The 17,823-nt window shown below is 61.1% G+C and carries 12 protein-coding genes and 8 pseudogenes; 17 read left to right on the forward strand and 3 right to left on the reverse strand.

The annotated features are described in order from the left end of the window. The 5 genes and pseudogenes from IVA80_RS14675 to IVA80_RS38220 all read left to right on the forward strand — a co-directional run. Positions 1 to 137, forward strand: a 137-nt coding sequence (locus IVA80_RS14675) for a transposase domain-containing protein (RefSeq protein ID WP_247431013.1), incomplete at its 5' end; no start/stop codon positions are given. Further along, positions 86 to 736 carry a plasmid pRiA4b ORF-3 family protein gene (locus IVA80_RS14680; protein WP_247430939.1) on the forward strand — a complete coding sequence of 217 codons (651 nt, stop codon included), beginning with the start codon at positions 86 to 88 and terminating at the stop codon, positions 734 to 736. The genes IVA80_RS14675 and IVA80_RS14680, both read left to right, overlap by 52 nt. A 36-nt stretch (positions 737 to 772) precedes the next feature. Further along, a pseudogene (locus IVA80_RS14685) lies at positions 773 to 1,651 on the forward strand (pyridoxal phosphate-dependent aminotransferase); the annotation flags it as partial. An 84-nt stretch (positions 1,652 to 1,735) separates the two neighbouring features. After that, positions 1,736 to 1,909 (forward strand): annotated as a pseudogene (locus IVA80_RS38215) (isocitrate lyase/phosphoenolpyruvate mutase family protein); the annotation flags it as partial. A 49-nt stretch (positions 1,910 to 1,958) separates the two neighbouring features. Continuing rightward, positions 1,959 to 2,180: an isocitrate lyase/phosphoenolpyruvate mutase family protein gene (locus tag IVA80_RS38220; RefSeq protein WP_253075733.1), complete on the forward strand. Its 222-nt coding sequence runs from the start codon at positions 1,959 to 1,961 to the stop codon at positions 2,178 to 2,180. On the opposite strand, the pseudogene IVA80_RS14695 reads toward IVA80_RS38220, so the two are convergent. Beyond that, a pseudogene (locus IVA80_RS14695) lies at positions 2,164 to 2,346 on the reverse strand (ATP-binding protein); the annotation flags it as partial. The gene IVA80_RS38220 and the pseudogene IVA80_RS14695 overlap by 17 nt on opposite strands. Before the next feature lie 4 nt (positions 2,347 to 2,350). Between IVA80_RS14695 and IVA80_RS14700 the strand changes: the two are divergent. Together IVA80_RS14700 and IVA80_RS14705 are read left to right on the forward strand one after the other, a co-directional pair. Next, positions 2,351 to 2,464 (forward strand): annotated as a pseudogene (locus tag IVA80_RS14700) (phosphoenolpyruvate phosphomutase); the annotation flags it as partial. A gap of 451 nt (positions 2,465 to 2,915) precedes the next feature. Beyond that, positions 2,916 to 3,028, forward strand: a pseudogene (locus IVA80_RS14705) (ATP-binding protein); the annotation flags it as partial. Positions 3,029 to 3,032: 4 nt separating this feature from the next. On the opposite strand, the pseudogene IVA80_RS14710 reads toward IVA80_RS14705, so the two are convergent. Then, a pseudogene (locus tag IVA80_RS14710) lies at positions 3,033 to 3,152 on the reverse strand (AAA family ATPase); the annotation flags it as partial. 532 nt (positions 3,153 to 3,684) lie between these two features. On the opposite strand from IVA80_RS14710, the pseudogene IVA80_RS14715 reads away from it, so the two are divergent. Continuing rightward, positions 3,685 to 4,536: pseudogene (locus tag IVA80_RS14715) on the forward strand (EAL domain-containing protein); the annotation flags it as partial. Between the two features lie 153 nt (positions 4,537 to 4,689). On the opposite strand, the gene IVA80_RS14720 reads toward IVA80_RS14715, so the two are convergent. Next, positions 4,690 to 5,427: a polysaccharide deacetylase family protein gene (locus IVA80_RS14720; RefSeq protein WP_247430942.1), complete on the reverse strand. Its 738-nt coding sequence runs from the start codon at positions 5,425 to 5,427 to the stop codon at positions 4,690 to 4,692. Positions 5,428 to 5,909: 482 nt separating this feature from the next. Between IVA80_RS14720 and IVA80_RS14725 the strand changes: the two genes are divergently transcribed. From IVA80_RS14725 to IVA80_RS14765, 9 genes and pseudogenes are all read left to right on the forward strand, one after another. Then, positions 5,910 to 7,886 (forward strand): conjugal transfer protein TraG, encoded by a 1,977-nt coding sequence (locus IVA80_RS14725; RefSeq protein ID WP_247430945.1) that lies wholly within the window; start codon positions 5,910 to 5,912, stop codon positions 7,884 to 7,886. Positions 7,887 to 7,896: 10 nt separating this feature from the next. Further along, complete coding sequence (locus tag IVA80_RS14730) at positions 7,897 to 8,319, forward strand: CopG family transcriptional regulator (protein WP_247431016.1); 423 nt, start codon at positions 7,897 to 7,899, stop codon at positions 8,317 to 8,319. A 384-nt stretch (positions 8,320 to 8,703) separates the two neighbouring features. Beyond that, positions 8,704 to 9,360, forward strand: coding sequence for a hypothetical protein (locus IVA80_RS14735; protein ID WP_247430949.1), 657 nt, complete (start codon positions 8,704 to 8,706; stop codon positions 9,358 to 9,360). 49 nt (positions 9,361 to 9,409) lie between these two features. Next, the gene (locus tag IVA80_RS14740; protein ID WP_247431019.1) at positions 9,410 to 10,759 is read left to right on the forward strand and encodes an MFS transporter; all 1,350 of its coding nucleotides are present in this window, start codon (positions 9,410 to 9,412) and stop codon (positions 10,757 to 10,759) included. 842 nt (positions 10,760 to 11,601) lie between these two features. Then, the gene (locus IVA80_RS14745; RefSeq protein ID WP_247430952.1) at positions 11,602 to 13,821 is read left to right on the forward strand and encodes an acetate--CoA ligase family protein; all 2,220 of its coding nucleotides are present in this window, start codon (positions 11,602 to 11,604) and stop codon (positions 13,819 to 13,821) included. A 383-nt stretch (positions 13,822 to 14,204) separates the two neighbouring features. Continuing rightward, positions 14,205 to 15,181: pseudogene (locus IVA80_RS14750) on the forward strand (Ldh family oxidoreductase). Between the two features lie 1,068 nt (positions 15,182 to 16,249). Continuing rightward, positions 16,250 to 17,170 carry a P-type conjugative transfer ATPase TrbB gene (gene trbB / locus IVA80_RS14755; RefSeq protein ID WP_247430956.1) on the forward strand — a complete coding sequence of 307 codons (921 nt, stop codon included), beginning with the start codon at positions 16,250 to 16,252 and terminating at the stop codon, positions 17,168 to 17,170. Continuing rightward, positions 17,167 to 17,493: a TrbC/VirB2 family protein gene (locus IVA80_RS14760; RefSeq protein ID WP_247430959.1), complete on the forward strand. Its 327-nt coding sequence runs from the start codon at positions 17,167 to 17,169 to the stop codon at positions 17,491 to 17,493. The genes trbB and IVA80_RS14760 overlap by 4 nt, the downstream gene beginning before the upstream one ends. Then, on the forward strand, positions 17,493 to 17,756 hold the full coding sequence (locus IVA80_RS14765; RefSeq protein WP_247430962.1) for a VirB3 family type IV secretion system protein: 264 nt from the start codon (positions 17,493 to 17,495) through the stop codon (positions 17,754 to 17,756). Before IVA80_RS14760 ends, IVA80_RS14765 begins: the two co-directional genes overlap by 1 nt. The last annotated feature ends 67 nt before the right edge of the window (positions 17,757 to 17,823 follow it).

Consider the following 17,823-nt stretch of genomic DNA (forward strand, 5'->3'; position numbering starts at 1 on the left):
GCGTCAGTGCCGAGCACTGGCTCGCTGATGTTCTCGCGAAGCTCGTCAATGGTTGGCCTGCGGCGCGACTGGACGAACTGCTCCCTTGGGCGTCGATCTGCACGATGCATGCACACGATCCGAGGCTGGCGGCATGAGCCTGAACACGACCGCGGTCCGGATCAAGGTGACCCTCAAGGACGTGAAACCGGAGGTGATGCGGTGCCTTGTCGTGCCGCTCACGCTGCGCCTTGATCGGCTGCATTTGACGCTTCAGGAGGCATTCGGCTGGACGAACAGTCACCTCTTCGAGTTCTTCGCTGGTGAGGCACATTGGGGGATTCCCGACCCCGACAATGATTACGGCCACCAGCCCATGGATGCCCGCAAAGCGCGGCTTTGCGATATCGTTCGAGAGACCGGCGCCAAGACGATCCACTATCTCTATGACTTCGGCGACAGCTGGGATCACGTGATCAAGCTCGAAAAGTGGTTCGACAACACCACGACGGAGGGCATGCCCTTCCTGCTCGAGGCCGCCGGTCGTTGTCCTCCGGAAGACGTCGGCGGTGCGCCAGGCTCTGCCGAATACCTCGACGCCATCAGCGACCCTGCTCATCCGGAGCACGAACATATGCGCCGCTGGGGCCCTGAGCAGTTTGATCCCAACGTCGTCGACCGGAAGGCGCTCGAGGCCGCCGTCACCGCTTTGTCGGAAATATGGAAGCCGCGCCGGCGCACCACGCGTTCAAAATAGACGTCAAGCACCAATCAAATGGGCCTCAGAGCTACGCTTACGTTCAACGCGCTCTTCGCAAGTCTCGATCCTGGTGACGAGGTAGTAATCCCCACACCATGCTGGGTCTCCTATCCCGATATGGTGGCGCTTGCCGGCGGCAAACCAGTCCTGGTCGACTGCCATGAAGTTGATGGCTTCAAGCTGCGGCCGCAGGCGTTGGCGGCGGCTATCACGCCGCGCACCAAGTGGCTGATGCTGAACTCGCCGTGCAATCCGACCGGCGCAGTCTACAGCCGAGACGAGCTGCGTGCGCTCGCCGCCGTGTTGCGCCGCAATCCACAGGTCTATTTGCGGTCGGACGACATCTACGAGAAGCTGACCTACGACACTGACTTTGCCACCATGGCGGCGGTTGCGCCGGACCTCTCTGAGCGCACGTTACTGGTCAACGGCGTGTCCAAGGCCGATGCAATGACCGGCTGGCGCGTCGGCTATGGGGCTGGGCCGCTGTCGCTGATCAAGGCCATGAACCTCATCCAGGGCCAGACCTCCTCGCACACAAGCTCAATTTCTCAATATGCCGCCATTGAGGCGTTGTCCGGCGACCGGCGACATGTCAAGGAATTCGCAAGCGCGTTTCGGCAGCGTCGGGACCTCGTCGTCGCCAAGCTGAAACAGGCCGCCGGACTTTCGTGCCGCGTGCCCGAGGGGGCCTTCTACGTCTTCCCCTCTTGCGCCGGTGTGATTGGCAAGCGCACGCCGGAGGGCAAGGTGATCGAAACCGATACCGATTTCGCGATGTATCTGCTCGAGGCCTTCGCCCTGGCCGTTGTCCCCGGCAGCGGCTTTATGGCTTCCCCTTATATCCGTATTTCCTATGCCTCCTCGGCCGAGGATCTTACTCGGGCCTGCGACCGCATCATCGCGGCCTGCGGCCCTGTCCTGAAAGGCTCCCCGATGTCCTCTCCTGCCAAACGCCTTCGTGTCCGCATGGCCGAGACCGGCCTCGTCCACATCATGGCCGCCCATAGTCCTCTTTCTGCGATCCTCGCAGAAGAAGCCGGATTTGATGGCCTATGGGCCTCCGGTTTTGAGCTTTCGGCGCTCTACGGCCTGCCTGACATGAGCCTGATATCGATGACACAGCACCTGGACATGATGCGGGCGATCGCGGGACGCACGACGCTTCCCATCGTCGCCGACATCGACACGGGCTATGGCAACGCGATCAATGTCATTCATGCCATCCGGGGAATACGAGCGGTCCGGCGCCAGCGCGGTCGTTATCGAAGACAAGTGTTTTTCCAAGGTGACGAGCCTCGCCGCCGATGGCCGTCAGGAGCTTCTTCACATCGAAGAGTTCCAGGGCAAAATCAGAGCCGCCGTCGCAGCAAGACAAAGTCCCGATTTTCTCGTGATTGCCCGCACCGAGGCGCTGATCGCGGGCCGCACGGCCCGGTAACGAGGAGATTATGTCGTGCCCGGATCCAGTCGCCGGCGGCGAGTTTTAGAAAGAGCGCGCGGTCGAGGCCGCGGATAGCGCGGTAATCGACATCCTCGACGCAGGCGGCATGACGCAGCTTGGCGGCTCGAGCTCTGCTTTCGAACCGCTTTTGCTGACGCAGCGTTTTCCTCGGCGAAGACGAAGCGTTGAAGCGAGGCCTGGCCTACGTAGAGGCAGGCGCCGACATGGTCCTGATCCATTCAAAGAAGAAGGATCCCTCCGAAATCGAAAGCTTCTCTCGGTACCCCCTTTTTCTCATTCTCGGCAGGCCTAACCGATCACGCTGTTGCCTTTTTGTGCGGATTCCGATTTATTCCGGCCGGGTATTCCGACTTGAAGCCGGCCACGATTCCGAAATGAAACCGGCTGGCATTCCGATTTGAAGCCGGCTGGGGTTTTGGAAGTCGGCGTTTTCGTTTGGGTACCAGCGATCGACGGGCAGCTGGCTGGTGACGATAATCGAGCATCGGGAACGGCGGCGACCCACTGTCCTCCTCGGATGGGTGCAACGTTTACCGTCGCAGAAGGCACTGTTTGCAATGAATCGTGGAAGCCTTCACGCATAAGGCTCCTTCCCAAGCGATCTATATGACTGATGAGCCTGGCAGCGTACAAGACCGCATTTCACGCCATGGGGAGCCAGCGAGGAATGACAACCTCTGCCTGAGATTGCAACGCGGCCCGTGAAACCATTTGCTTGCATTGATCGCACGACTTGATTTGCTGATCCTGGACGACTGGGGACCAGAACCTCTCGACGCCGACCAGCGCCGTGATTGCTCGAAATCGTCGAGGATCGATACGAATCCCCGCCCGGAGCATCTTGGTGTAACGGCCGTCGGCGCGGCCGAGTGCGAGGGCGGCGAAGAGACGCGGCGCACGATGGTAGGCAACTGAGAAGTCGTCTCGGCAAGCCTTGTTGCCAAGGGAGTCCCGGTCGGAGAACCAACGATGATGCAGGTGGTCGTTGGGCAACGAAGCATCGGTCGGACACCGACAATTCCAACCTCCTCGTCATACGATAGCGACAGGTAGATTGGGAACAACAGCTCTTGTCTTGCCAGGCGAGGAAGCGCGGCGAGGCAAGCTGCGATGAAGCCCTTCATGTCGCACGCACCTCGGCCGTATAGTCTGTTGTCACGCTTGTCGAGTTTGAACGGGTCTGATTTCCAAGAACTTTCGACCGCTGGAACTGTATCCGTGTGTCCAGACAGCACGAGACCTTGCTTCGCCGCAGGTCCAAATGTGATCCAGAGCGCTGCCTTGGCTTTTGAATCGGAAGAGAACCTCTCCACGGTTGCGCCGAGTGCGGTCACATAGGCCTCTACCCAGTCGACCAGCGGCAAATTTGACTTGCTGCTTGTCGTGTCCATTGAAATGAGCGTTTCCAAAATGGACACCGCTTTCGGCAGCATGTCGGGTCTGGCGTGATCTTTTTCCCTGTTGGCTCCGCTCAGGGTATCTCTATCGCGCCAAAGAGGACGGCCGCGGAACGCATCGCTTCTTCGAGCGGGAGATGGATCAGCAGGTGCAGCGACGCCGCGAGATGGAGCTTGATATGCGCCGCGCCTTTGCCAGCAGCGAATTCGAGCTGCACTATCAGCCGTTGGTTGACATCGCGAGCGACAAGATCTCAGGTTTTGAGGCGCTTCTCCGCTGGCCGCACCCAGGGAAGGGCAAGATCTCGCCGGCCGAGTTTATTCCCCTCGCGGAGGAAATCGGGCTGATCGGGCCCATCGGAGAATGGGTGCTGCGCGAAGCCTGTAACGAGGCGGTAAATTGGCCGTCGGAGATCAAGGTCGCGGTTAATCTGTCGCCCGTACAGTTCCGCAGCCGCAATCTGGTTCAGGTGGTGATTTCAGCGCTGGCGAATTCCGGCTTGGCCCCGACGCGGCTCGAGCTTGAAATCACCGAATCTGTGTTTTTAGCGGAGACGGAGGCAAATCTTGCGATCCTGCACCAGCTTCGCGAGCTTGGCGTCTCCATATCGCTGGATGATTTTGGAACGGGCTATTCGAGCCTCAGCTACTTGCGCAGCTTTCCCTTCGACAAGATCAAGATCGATCGCTCATTTGTGAAGGATCTGGCCAAACCCTCTGATTGCGGCGCCATCGTGCGGGCGATCTCGGGCCTCGGCCGGAGCCTCAACATCACGACGACAGCGGAAGGGGTGGAGACTACGGAGCAGCTCGATTGGCTTCGTGCCGAGGGCTGCAACGAGGTGCAAGGATTCTTGTTCAGCGGCGCCAGGCCATCCGTCGAGGTGGGGCAGCTCCTGGTTCGCTTTGGCGCAAGGGCGTCCAAGGCGGCATGAATTGCCGCTCCCGCAGGAACAGGTCCGTCACGTTGAGGGTTCGCAAACCGAACCCGATCAGGCCACGAGGTCGTTCGACGCCGACCCTGCCCCGCATGTGTTGATCTCGGACACTTATCGCGCGCCTTGACCGCGGAAGTGCGTGGCCTGGAGTCAATGGGGTACTTCAGCGCTCTTCTGGGCGGCAGCCGGCACCAGATGCACGATCCGATACCCGTTCTGGTGCAGGTAGCGTAGGAACGCCGGCAGCATGGCCGCCGTCCGCGTCTGCGCATCATGCAGCAGAATGATGCCCTTACGAGCGGCCTCGAGCCGCTCGATCAAGATTCTGAGCTCTTGCTCTGGGGTTATGTTCTCCCAGTCGCTCGCCCAAAGGTCAGCTCCGAACACGACAATTCCGCGCGACTGCAAGAGATCGAGCGTCGCTGGCGGCGCGTCGAAGTAGGGGAACCGGAAGAAGGGTGTCGAGGGCATTTTGGTGGACACACCGTTGAGCGCCATTTCAACGGCGGCGATACCGCGCTCGATGTCCTCCTTCGCGTGCTCGAACGGGATCTTCGACATCATCGGATGCGACCAGCTGTGGTGCGCTACGGTGTGGCCCTGGGCGGCCATACGCCGCAAGAGCTCGGGAAACTCCGCCGAGGATCGGCCGACCAGAAAGAACGTGGCTAGCGCGCATTCCTGTGCGAGCGCCGCCAGCACCTTATCCGTGTTCGGCGGGCGCGGTCCGTCATCGAAGGTGAGGACGACTTCATGGTCCGCCAGAGGAAGCGTCTCTGGAAAGTTCTTCAGCCCCACGCGCGGGAAGAGCGCCGCATCGACAGCGAGCACCCGCGCCGTGCCGAGCGCATCCCGCCGATTGCAGCTAGAGGCGTCTGTCACGGCCATACCGGCGAGCAACGCTAGCCCAGCGCAGCCCATGCGAAAAGCTAATCTAGGCGGGCGCAACTCTGTCATCGCGCTTTAGTGCGACCCTAATTGTTGGTGAGCCCCGTGGTGCTCAGCAGACTATCTGATCGGCATCGCGGGATTCCGGCGCATCGAGGGTATGTCGTGCGCAAAACGGTCGTCGAACGTCCGTTATCCGCTCGAACCGCTCCTGCTGGCTGTCTTGCTTGAGCTGGAGGCACGCGGCTGGGCTCGGACAATGGCTGCTGTCCGTCTTTCGGAAGATCAGTGCCTTCGCGCGCACCCTGGACGATCGCGCAGGATGCGGAAGGCCGCATCGAGAATGCCCGCAGCGCTCGTTGGAGGTTCGAGAGCCAATTTTCAGGGCGGCGCCGCCGATCCTGCGCTGCGACGCGCGTGATTGCGAGCTAGCGGTGCCTTTTCTTGTGTGCTGCCCGCGGTCATGACCACATTTCCAATCCATGTCAGCGACGAAAATCATTTGGCATCAAGTGGTCCTGGTTTGTCTGGTCGTGCTCGCCTTCCTGTGGGCTGCGACCGAATGGACCGCGTGGCGCCTTGCCTTTCAACCCCAGCTTGGACCGGCCTGGTTCAAGCTCGGGGACTGGCCGGTCTACCAGCCGGCAGCCTTCTTCGTCTGGTGGTTCCAATTCGATGCCTACGCACCTGTTATCTTCCTGCAGGGCGGGGCGATTGCCGCCGGCGGCGGCATCGCGGCAATTGCTTTAGCCATGGCGCTGTCGGTCCTTCGGGCACACGAGGCGAGGGACGTCACCACCTACGGCTCGGCGCGCTGGGCTGATACGCGGGAAGTCAGGCGCGCAGGCCTATTAGGGGATGAGGGCATCGTGCTCGGCCGGTTTCAAGGTCATTATCTGCGGCATGACGGTCCTGAGCATGTGCTCTGCTTTGCGCCGACCCGTTCAGGCAAGGGCGTCGGCCTTGTCATCCCAACCCTTCTGACCTGGCCGGCATCGACCATTGTTCATGACATCAAAGGCGAAAACTTCCAGCTGACCTCCGGTTGGCGCGCGCGTTTTGGCCCCGTGCTGGTGTTCGACCCCACAAATCCCGCCAGCGCCGCTTACAATCCGCTTCTCGAGATCCGCCGCGGAGATTGCGAGGTCAGAGACGCCCAAAACATCGCCGACATCCTCGTTGACCCTGAAGGGGCGCTCGAGCGGCGCAATCATTGGGAAAAGACCAGCCATTCGCTGCTCGTCGGCGCGATCCTGCATGTGCTCTACGCTGAAACCGACAAGACGCTCGCGGGCGTCGCGAATTTTCTGTCCGACGCTGCCCGCCCGATCGAGGCGACGCTGAACGCTATGCTGGCAACGGCTCATCTTGGCACCAGCGTCCATCCTGTGGTTGCCTCAGCTGCGCGAGAGCTTCTCAACAAAAGCGAGAACGAGCGTTCCGGCGTTCTCTCAACCGCTATGAGCTTCCTCGGGCTGTACCGCGATCCAGTGGTTGCCTGGATCACCGCACGGAGCGCCTGGCGCATCCGTGATCTCGTCGACGGACCTCGACCCGTCTCGCTCTACCTGGTCGTTCCGCCGTCCGATATCGTTCGGACAAAGCCATTGATGCGGCTCATCCTCAACCAGATCGGGCGGCGATTGACCGAGAGCCTGGATCCCGACCGGCGCCGGCAGAAGCTCCTCCTGATGCTCGACGAGTTTGCAGCTCTTGGCCGGCTCGACTTCTTCGAGAGCCAGCTTGCCTTTATGGCCGGCTATGGCATCCGCAGCTTTCTCATCACCCAAAGCCTCAATCAGCTCGAACGTGCCTATGGGCCGAACCATGCGATCCTCGACAATTGCCATGTGCGCATCGCTTTCTCGACCAATGACGAGCGGACTGCTAAGCGCGTCTCCGACGCGCTGGGGACCGCCACCGAGCTGCGTGCCATGAAGAACTACGCCGGCCACCGGTTAAGCCCATGGCTTGGACACCTGATGGTGAGCCGCCAGGAAACCTCGCGGCCCTTGCTGACGCCCGGCGAAGTCATGCAGCTCTCACCAAAAGAGGCGATCGTGATGGTTTCCGGGGTGCACCCGGTGCGGGCGACCAAGGTCCGCTACTACGAGGATCTACAGTTCCAGCGGCGGGTGCTGAAGCCACCAGGGCCCAAAAGTGTCACCTTGGCTGCGCAGGGCGATGACTGGTTATCGCGAGCGCCCATCGCTCCCTCGGCCGAGCTGCTCACCAGCCGCAAGCGCAGGAGCGAGGACCGGAACGCGGGCCTTCGCCGGGAGCCGGAACTGCCGCAGCATGAGGAGGTCGAGGTGACGGTGCCGCTTGCCGAACACGAGTTCGATGCAGAACTGGACGAGGGTGACGCCGATGCCGTCCAGGCGCAAGCCTTCAGCCAGTCTATGCAGGGCGTCGCGCGAAACGTCAGCCTCGACCCTGACGATGGCATGGACCTCTGAACCCGTCCAAATGAAGAAAGTTCAGCTCAGCATCTATCTAGATCCGGCGATCTCCAAAAACCTCGACAGCTTCGCAAATCATCGCGGCCAGCCCAAGTCGCTGGTCGCGGAGGCCGCGATCGCCTCGTTCCTTTCACCTGATGATTCCGAGCGGCGCGAGGCGGCGATCGCCAAACGGCTCGACCGGACCGCGCGCGTGCTCGAACGGCTCGAGCGCAATGACGTTGTGACACTCGAGACGATCGCGCTGTTCATCCGCTTCTGGCTGACCTCGACCCCGGCGCTTCCCGAACAATCAGGTGCGGCCGCGCGCGCCAAAGGAGCTGAGCGCTACAGCCGCTTTGTTGAAGCGCTCGGACGGCGGCTGTCCAGCGGATCAACCCTTCTCAAAGAAGTGAGTATGGACGTTGATGCCTCTGAGAAACCTGGGTGAAAAGACCTATCGGCACTATCGAGGGACGTTGTAACGGCTCCCGATTTTGGAAAGCCTCGTCCAAAGATAGGTGGTTCCTACAACGGTACGCAGCCGTGAAGGAAAAGAGGGGGTGGCGCCTTGTTCAAGTCCAGCCCATTCATAGCCGCGTTTGCGATGTTGGCGCGAGCCGAACAGGTTGGGCTTTGACCAAACCGCCCAATCCTTTCTTTGCCTGCGCCGGAGTACGACAAGTCTGTCTCTGCGGTTGATGTGGCGTTCGGCCTGCCGCTTTTGTGAGCCGTCATCGCTGGGGGCGATTCACCGGGATCAATCGGATCTACGCCGCGCGCTGCAGGCGCCGTGGCGTGGCTCTGTGCGGTCACAAAGTGGAAAAGCAGACATATGCAGGGCCATGAAGAGTTCGAAAGTCAACCCAGTTCGATGTTGAATGAAGCCGGTCACGATGCCCAGCCGGTCTCGAACGAGGGTTCGAGTACCAGGAAAGTCACGGTTCAGCTTTCCGAGAGCATGTTCCAGCGCCTTGAAGCTGCGAGCGATCACCGGGAAATCGAAAAGAGCATGGTGGTCGAGGCGGCGCTTGAGCGCTTCCTCGATCCTGCGCCGGCGACCGAGGGCGTTCGCCAGGCTCTGGATCGCATGAGTGGCCAGATCGAGAGGCTCGAGCACGATGTTGCGATCATTGCCGAGACTGTGGGTCTGCATGCGCGCTATCACCTCACGGTGACACCGCCCATGCCGCCGTCGGAGCAGCGCGAGGCTTGCCTGCTCGGCGAGCGGCGCTTCAAGGTCTTGGTCGAGCAGGTCGAGCGCCGGGTCCGGCTCGGACAGCCATTGATACGGGAAACCATCGATCGGCTGGCGAGGACAAGAGGGCCTGCATCTGAATCTCATGGCGCAGCAATCATGCCGGCCTCGGAGCGATCGGATCCGGAAGCTTCGTCGGCAGCCGCCGTGGGTTCAGACAGCGAGCCGCACGCTGCCGCCGAGGAGGGCGGCAGCAATCTGAACTTTCAAAAGCTGCCGAATTCCTTCTGTTGAGCTGGCCGACGGGGCGGGCAGAAGCGGGGCGGAACAGAGCTTAAGCAAAATATCGTCCGGAAAACCCCTTGAGCGTCTTCCAGCTTGGCGGCTCATTGCCTGCGTCTTTCTTCCCTTCGCGGCCGGGTACTACCTGTCCTACCTGTTCCGGACCATCAATACGCTGATTGCCGGACGCCTCACCTCTAATCTTGGGCTTGGCGCTGCGGACATTGGGCTGCTTACGTCGATCTATTTCCTGATCGTCATGGCGGTCCAGATTCCCATCGGCATGTGTCTGGACCGCTTCGGGCCGCGGCGGGTTCAGAGCGCACTCCTCGTCGTTGCCGCTGCGGGTGCCGCGCTCTTTTCGCTGTCTTCAGGTGTCCTGTCGCTCCTCGTTGGCCGGGCCATGATCGGGCTTGGGACCGCGGCCGCCCTAATGACAGGCTTGAAAATCATCGTTCTCTGGTTTCCGAGAGAGCGTATGGCTCTTCTCAATGGCTTCATGATTATGCTGGGATCATTGGGGGCGGTGACAGCAACAGCGCCTGCCGAGGTGGTCCTGGAATGGATCGGCTGGAGGGGCCTCTTCGGGGCCCTGGCGGCTATGACCGCGCTTGCTGCCGTCCTGATTTACGTTGTTGTTCCAGAGCGATCCGCAGGGGCTCTGCCAAGCACGAAGCCTGCAACCCTGAAAGCCATCTATTCGGACGCGCGCTTCTGGCGAATTGCGCCTTTATCGGCGGCCTGCATCGGATCGGCCTGGGCACTGCAATCCTTGTGGGCGGCACCCTGGCTTGACGATGTCGAGCGGCTGGACCGAACAAAACTCGTCGATGAACTGTTTGCGATGGCTGTCGCGCTGAGCTTCAGTGCTCTTTTCCTGGGCCTGCTTGCAAACGGAGTTCGTCGTTGCGGCAAGGCAACGGAGGTTCTCTTTGCGCTCGTAGCGGTCTTGTTGATCGGTGCTGAGCTTGTGCTGATCCTGCACCCGCCCTGGCCGTCACTCCTGCCCTGGTGCGCCGTTTCGGTCGCCGCGTCAGCGACAGCTCTGACCTACGCCATCATAGGAGATTATTTCCCGATTGCACTGGTTGCGCGCGCGAACGGCGCTTTGAACGTCTTGCAATTTGGCTGGGCATTCATCGTGCAATACGGAACGGGACTGATTTTGGAGCAATGGCCTCTCGAGGCCGGACACTATCCCTTGGTCGCCTACCAGACCGCTTTCGGAGTGAACCTGGCGCTGCAGCTCGCAGCGCTTCTCTGGTTTGCCGTGCCGTGGCTCGAAGGCCTGAAAGGAAAGGCTGGGGCTTTGCTCGTACGTCAAGGATCGGGGTTATGGATCTTGGATGAGGTCATCGTTCCGGCGGCTGAGCTTGTCATCGTGGAGACAGCCGAAGGCGGGGAGTGGTGAGGCGAGGGTACCGCTGCTGTGCCGTCGCTCTTGGGCCTCACAGGAGTGGCTGCTGCTTCCGCCATACGCCGAGGCGGGTGTTCAACCTCGGTTGAGGTCGTTGGTCGACCCGCTGGATTTGTCCTCTGCGGAGAGTAGGGATCAAGGGTCCTGCCTCGTTTCCGACGTCAGTTTCTTCATCCCACTGCGGCGTTACCCACAAAGTGCCGTGAGGTGGAGGTCTGGAGCAAGCGACGCGGGGTGTCATTGCCTCACCGAGCAGCCATTGAACTCGATGGTGCCTCAATAAGCACGTGATGGCTGCCGCGCTCCCATTGATGTTGAAAGTGTAGTTGCGCGCTGGTAGCTCCCACCTGCGGGCCGTGCTCGACTTGCGAATTGATCCCCGAGGTCTGAAAAAATCTTCGCATCGCCCCCGTCACGCGCAGGTTTTCAGCCGCAAGATGGTCGTCATTGAAGAACTTCGGCGACCGTGTCAGCTAGCATGCGCGAAAGAAATGAGGTGGGGCTACTGAAGCTCTTGCCGATCGCAATTCGGTCCGACCATGGGTTTCGATGCCCTTCACTAAAGATGATTCGCCGTTGGACAGTCGCAGATCAGTTTTCCGACCATTTGGCTCCATGAAGATGGCCTGGCAGGATAGTAGCGGGCGGTTATTTGCACGAGGGGCGAGTACCGATTGGGCGTTGTCGGTGTGCTGCTCAGCGTCCTCACTTCGCCGTCGTGCTCGCGAGCGCCCAGCGAGTGTCTTGACTGGTTTTACCCGTTTTTCCCTGACCGGCTATCCGAACATTAGTGCCAAGAAGCAGTGGCACGAAGAACTAACGGAAGAGTAGCAACTATGGAAGCACACGTTTCGACCGCGGCCTTTTCATCGGGTAGCTGGTCGCCTGCGCCCGATGCGAGTCGCATCGTTGAAGGCATTCACGCAATGCTGCATCCGCGCAACATTGTTCTAGTCGGCGCGACCGATAAGCCGGGCAATTATGCCGAGCGCATTTGGAATAATCTGGTCAAATACAACTACGAAGGCGGGCTTTATCCTATAAACGCCAGGCGCGACACGGTCTGGGGGGTAACCTGCTATAAGGATTTTGTCTCCCTTCCCGAAAAACCCGACCATGTGCTGGTGCTGGTGCCGGCACGGTTCGTCGTTCAGGTGCTGCGGGAGGCTGCCGCCGCGGGTGCGCGGTCGGCAACCATCGTCACGTCGGGATTCAGCGAGTTGCAGGACGATGAAAGCCAGCGGCTTGCCGCTGAACTTAAGGCCGCGGTGCGCGAGACTGGAATTGTCGTGACGGGACCGAACTGCCTTGGCAATTTGAGTGCAGGCGAAAAACTCTTCACCAATATCGATGACCGGGCCGTCACCATGGAGCAGGGTACGGTCGCGATCGCCGGCCAATCGGGCGCCATCGTGATGATGATCCGTCAGGCGCTTGAGGAGCGCGGCGTCGGTGTTGGTTATATGGTCTCTACCGGCAACGAGGCCGGGCTGGAAACGTCGGATCTGATGGCCTATTTCGTCGCTGATCCGTCGATCCGAGTCATCGTGGTTTATCTCGAGGGCGTGCGTAATGCCAAGGCGTTTCGGAGTGCTTGCAGGGCGGCACGTGCCGCCGGCAAACCTGTCATCGCGTTGAAGCTGGGAGCCTCAGAGGGCGGCCGCGCTGCCGCAATGGCCCATACCGGCGCCCTGGCAGGCTCCATCGAATCCTTCGACGCAATCTCGAGCCGCGAGGGCGTGATCCGGGTGCGCGGGCTTGCTGAACTGATCGAAACCACCGAATGTTTCGTTCATACTCGATTGCCCAGAGGCAGCCGGCTAGCCGCAGTGACACTGTCGGGTGGCAAGCGGGGGCTTTTGATCGACGCATTCCACTCGGCGGGGCTCAATTTTCCGGCGCTTGGTAAGGGTGTCAGGGAGAGGCTGGCGACAATGTTTGGGCCGGGCTCGATGGTTGGCAATCCGCTGGATGCTGGCTTTGCCGCGGCAGTCGATTCTTCGGTTTATATCAAATCGATCGAGATCATGATCGAAGATCCCGACACTGACATTGTCATTATTGACGCAGAACTGCCCAAGGCGCCGCATGAGTTGCGCGAGCGCAACTTGCGCCTCGTCAACGACATGGCGGGCGCCACGTCGAAGCCTGTGATCTATATCAACCCTGTGTCCAGCGGCTTTACCGACTACACAAAAGCCTTGCGCACATCCTTGCCTAACATCGCTGTCATGCAGGGTCTGGACCGCGCGGCCGGCGCCATTAAGGCGCTCATTGACTATGCTATGCTCAACAAAGATGTGCCGGGTATTGCGTCCTCTTCAACACCCGAGGCCCGCGCGTTGCTGGAAAAGACGTTGAAGAGAACTGCCGGCGCCGCGCTCGACGAGATCGTCTCGAAAAAGCTGTTAAAGGCTTACGGCATCCCAATCTCGAAGGAAGCGATAGCGCAGACGGCCGAAGAGGCCGTAGCGATCGCGAAGAAGATCGGCTTTCCTGTCGTGGCGAAAGTGGTCAGTCCCGACATCTTGCATAAATCGGACATCGGTGGTGTCGTAATCAATCTCAATAGCGCAGCGGAGGTCAAAAAGGCGTTCAACGATATCGCTGCGCGTGTCAGGAAGCTGAAGAGCAACCCGAAGCTCGAAGGTATTTTGATTGCCCAGCAGGTCAAAGCCGATCTCGAACTCGTGATAGGCGCCTCACTTGATGCTGAGATGGGACCCGTGGTGCTGTTTGGAACCGGAGGCGTGGACGTCGAGTTGATGAAAGACGTGGCACTCGCCGGCGCGCCGATTGACGCGACCGAGGCGAATAGACTGATAAGCCGCACTAAGGCCGGCGTGAAGATCAAGGGCTATCGCGGCAAACCAGGCTTGAACGAAACTGCTGTGATCAAAGCGCTGGTTGGGCTCTCCAACCTGATCGCCGATGCTGACGGTCGGATCGCCTCAATCGACGTCAACCCGTTTCTTGTCACCGACAAGATTGGCCTCGCGGTCGATGCACTTGTCGTATTGCGGAATGAGACGGAGAAGGGTGCTGGTCACCAATAATGGCGGTGTAAGCGGGTCTGAAACCTTCAGGAAGCCTTTCGCTTGCTGGCATTGGCCGCTCTTCGCGCTCTGAACGATCCGAACTTGATATACACAGCGGGCCGATTTGAGATGACGGACGGCATGTTGGCCGCATCAAGTCGGCATGTGCGGACACACTGTCGGCTGCTTGGATTGGGCTTCATTGACAACTCAGACGGCATTTGTCGGCGCGTCCTTTCTCAAGACCGGAAAGCTTAAGGTTGGGGGCGCCGGCGCGCATATTTTTTCGCGATAAGGCCCCGCCAGTTGAAGTTTACGCGCCGGGTCGCATCCGGACGCCGAAAATCAGCTCCGGGCAGCGGCTATAGTCGCGGGGCGTCAGCCCCTTTGTAGGAATGGAAATGAAAAGAGAGCGTTTGGACATCGAGGGCGCCACAAGTCTGGTGGCGGAAATCCTGAGCAAGAATGGGCTGTCGAAATCCGACGCCCGTCTGTGCGCAGAACACCTCGTCGCCGCCGAGGCGCGTGGCTATCCAGGACACGGGCTGCGGCGGATTCCCGCGATTGCGCTTCTTGCAGGGCAGCTGAGTCAAAGCGCCAGCAACAAGGTGAAGACGGAGGCCCCGGGGTTCGTGGTCTTTGATGCGCAAGGACGCCTCGGCATCCCCGCCGTCAGCGAGGCCGCTCTCAGCGCCGCCGCCCGGCTCGCCAATTCCTCCGCAATCGTTTTCGGCGTGGTCGGCTATGCGGGGACCACTGGCTCCCTAGCGATCATTGGGGAGGCGCTTGCGGCCCGCGGAGTGGTTTCGATCCTAATGTGCAGTTCCCAGGCCGCGGTTGCGCCGCATGGTTCGACCCGTGCCGTCCTGGGCACCAACCCCATTGCGATCACAGTACCGGGGCGCCCGACCACGTTCTGCGCCGATCTCGCGACCTCCGCGTGGTCTTACGGCGCCATTCGGGTTGCTGCCGATGCCGGACGACCGCTCCCGAGCGCGTTGTACAGACGCGGGCGGGCGAGACGTCGACGGATCCCGAGGACGCGCACAACGGCAGCATGCTGCCGTTCGCGGGGCACAAGGGGTACGCGCTTGGGCTAGCGATCCAACTCCTGTGCGGCCCCTTCCTTGGCGCCAGCGCCGCCCCGCGCGAAGATGGCTTCATGGGCATCCTGATAAGGAGCGACGCGAGCCGGCCAGCCGCAAATCAGAACCGCGACGCGCAGGCGCTCTTCGATGAGATTTTGGCCGGTCCGCCAGCCGATCCGGAGGCGCCGATCCGTATCCCCGGCGACAAGGCCAGCCGGGCTCAGAGGAGCGCGACACAGATCCAGGTCTCTGCCGAGTTGATGGCGCGCCTCCGCAAACTGGGAACCTAAGCCCGTGCTGCCGTTCACTCTGTGACGCTCGTCTTCGCGGGCTTAGGTGCGGGCGTGACGTTGGGGTTCGAACGCTCAGGGTCAAAGGGCTCTGCAGTGGTGCGCCCGTGCCTGCGACGGGCTATTGCGATGCGGGTGGAGCGCCAAATTCGGCCAGCTGTAAAATTGCGTTGGCCCGCGCCACGGTGGCTGGCGCGCCGTGATCAAGTCCGACGAGAACGAATTCGATCTCCGGAAAAGCAGCCACGCGCCATGGCACTGAGCCCGCGCAAGAGCCGGGGCATCAGCTCAACGTTCAGCCGACGCTGGCCATCCGGGTATGCGCGTGCCTCGGTCGGATGGTGCAGCGTTCCTCCTTCGCCGAACGGCCGAAGTTCGACTTCCTTTGTTTCCGCGCCGGGCAGTGCAGCGGCGGTGCATGCGTGGAAGAATTCGACTTCCTCTAATATCGGGTGCTGCAGCGCAATTCCATTTGAGAAATTGCGCCAGCGCCTTGACGCTTCGCGTCCGGCTCGCCCTGCGTTCCTTCAACGAGTATGACAGAGTCATCCTGCGTATCGGACGACGAAGGGGCCGGTTTCCCGGCCGCGAGTGTGTAGTTCCGACGGGAGTTCTTCGGATTTTCGCGCGTGGACGTGGGCTACAGGACCATATCGTTCGTCCATGGCCGTGAGGTAGATGTTGGTCAAGAACGGCGAGACGCGCCCCTGCGGCGTCCCCGTCACCGGGTTTTGGACGCAGCCGCAGAATCTTGCCTGCCACAGGTGCATGGTTCGCCTCACCCTTCTGCTTATCGCCCGTAGAGTGACTACGTGAGTCGTGGCCCCTCACCCCACAGGAACGCCAACAGTTTACGGCGGCTTCCCACACCTTCTCCTGGCGCACCCGAACCTCCCCTTTTCTACGCCAGGTTACGAACGACCTAGACCCGTTGTTGCTATAGCGCATGTTCTGCTTTTTCTACTTGTCCCCATAAGAGGCCGCTGATCCCCAGCCGCCTCGGTTTGTTTGGGGGCAGTCGTGGTCATTCACTAATTTCATTCGGAAGCTGAGCTACGCGGAGCACGCATGCTCCGCACGGCGCTCGGACCTGCGATCGCAGGCTTCCTTGAAGATCCATCCATCGTCGAAGTGATGCTCAACCCCGATGGCCGGCTGTGGATCGACCGATTGTCGAGCGGGCTCATGGACACCGGCGAGAGCCTGCCTCCGGCTGACGGCGAGCGCATTGTCCGCCTGGTCGCGCATTATGTCGGCGCTGAAGTTCACCCGGGCTCACCCCGGATCTCGGCTGAGCTCCCGGAAACCGGTGAGCGTTTTGAAGGCTTGCTGCCGCCCGTCGTCGCCGCGCCGGCGTTCGCGATTCGCAAACCCGCAGTCGCTGTCTTTGGCCTCGATGACTACGTCGCTCGCGGCATCATGAATGCAGAGCAGGCGGGCGCGCTGCGCGAGGCGGTTGCCGCAAGGAAGAACATCCTGGTCGCGGGCGGCACTTCGACCGGAAAGACGACGCTGACGAATGCGCTTCTGGCCGAGGTCGCCAAGACGTCGGACCGGGTCGTGCTCATTGAGGATACCCGCGAGCTTCAGTGCCAGGCGCCAAACCTTGTGGCGCTGCGAACAAAGGATGGCGTCATCTCGCTGTCCGACTTGGTGCGCTCCTTGCTGCGCCTCCGGCCTGACCGCATCCCGGTCGGCGAGGTGCGCGGCGCCGAAGCGCTCGATCTGCTGAAAGCCTGGGGCACGGGCCATCCTGGCGGCATCGGCACGATTCACGCCGGCACTGCGCTTGGGGCTCTGCGGCGGCTCGAGCAGCTCATCCAGGAGGCCGTGGTGACGGTCCCGCGCGCGCTGATCGCCGAGACCATCAACGTCATCGCCGTCCTGTCTGGCCGTGGTGCCGAGCGGCGCTTGAGCGAGCTCGCTTCTGTGACCGGGCTCGGACCATCGGGTGATTACAGCCTTTCGCAAATCGGAGATCAGTCATGACCATGCGACCATCTCTTGGTAGAGGTGTCTTTTCGGCCACCGCATTCGCGGCGCTTTCCCTGGCAACCCAACCGGCATGGGCCGCCGGCTCGAACATGCCGTGGGAGCAGCCGCTCAACCAGATCCTGCAATCGGTTGAAGGTCCGGTCGCAAAGATCATCGCCGTCATCATCATCATCGTCACTGGGCTTTCGCTCGCCTTCGGCGACACCTCAGGCGGCTTTCGGCGTCTGATCCAGATCGTGTTCGGCCTGTCGATCGCCTTCGCTGCCTCCAGCTTCTTTCTGTCGTTCTTCTCGTTCGGCGGCGGGGTGGTGATCTGATGGATGAGCCAGTCGCAGGGTTTGTCGCGCCCGTCCATCGCTCGCTCACGGAACCGATTCTGATGGGCGGCGCGCCGCGCTCGGTTGCCATCCTCAACGGCACATTGGCCGCCGCGCTCGGCCTGGGCCTGCGCTTGTGGCTGGCAGGCCTTCTCCTCGCCTTCATTGGCCACATGGCCGCGGTCTGGGCCGCCAAGCGTGATCCAGATTTCGTGGAGGTCGTGCGCCGCCATGTTCGCGTCCCCGGTCATCTCAGCGCCTGAAGTCGGTCCATGATGAATCTTGCCGAATACCGCCGCTCAAACGCGCGCCTTGCCGATTTCCTGCCCT

Origin of the sequence: Bradyrhizobium sp. 139 (assembly GCF_023074175.1) — a bacterium.
Classification (GTDB): Bacteria; Pseudomonadota; Alphaproteobacteria; order Rhizobiales; family Xanthobacteraceae; genus Bradyrhizobium.

Excerpts from the sequence above, each read along its gene's own strand:
- IVA80_RS14760 (WP_247430959.1), top strand. The coding sequence starts at position 17,167 with ATGACCATGCGACCATCTCTTGGTAGAGGTGTCTTTTCGGCCACCGCA.
- IVA80_RS14720 (WP_247430942.1), bottom strand. The coding sequence starts at position 5,427 with ATGGCCGTGACAGACGCCTCTAGCTGCAATCGGCGGGATGCGCTCGGC.
- IVA80_RS14765 (WP_247430962.1), top strand. The coding sequence starts at position 17,493 with ATGGATGAGCCAGTCGCAGGGTTTGTCGCGCCCGTCCATCGCTCGCTC.
- IVA80_RS38220 (WP_253075733.1), top strand. The coding sequence starts at position 1,959 with ATGCCATCCGGGGAATACGAGCGGTCCGGCGCCAGCGCGGTCGTTATC.
- trbB (WP_247430956.1), top strand. The coding sequence starts at position 16,250 with ATGCTCCGCACGGCGCTCGGACCTGCGATCGCAGGCTTCCTTGAAGAT.
- IVA80_RS14730 (WP_247431016.1), top strand. The coding sequence starts at position 7,897 with ATGAAGAAAGTTCAGCTCAGCATCTATCTAGATCCGGCGATCTCCAAA.
- IVA80_RS14745 (WP_247430952.1), top strand. The coding sequence starts at position 11,602 with ATGGAAGCACACGTTTCGACCGCGGCCTTTTCATCGGGTAGCTGGTCG.
- IVA80_RS14735 (WP_247430949.1), top strand. The coding sequence starts at position 8,704 with ATGCAGGGCCATGAAGAGTTCGAAAGTCAACCCAGTTCGATGTTGAAT.
- IVA80_RS14725 (WP_247430945.1), top strand. The coding sequence starts at position 5,910 with ATGTCAGCGACGAAAATCATTTGGCATCAAGTGGTCCTGGTTTGTCTG.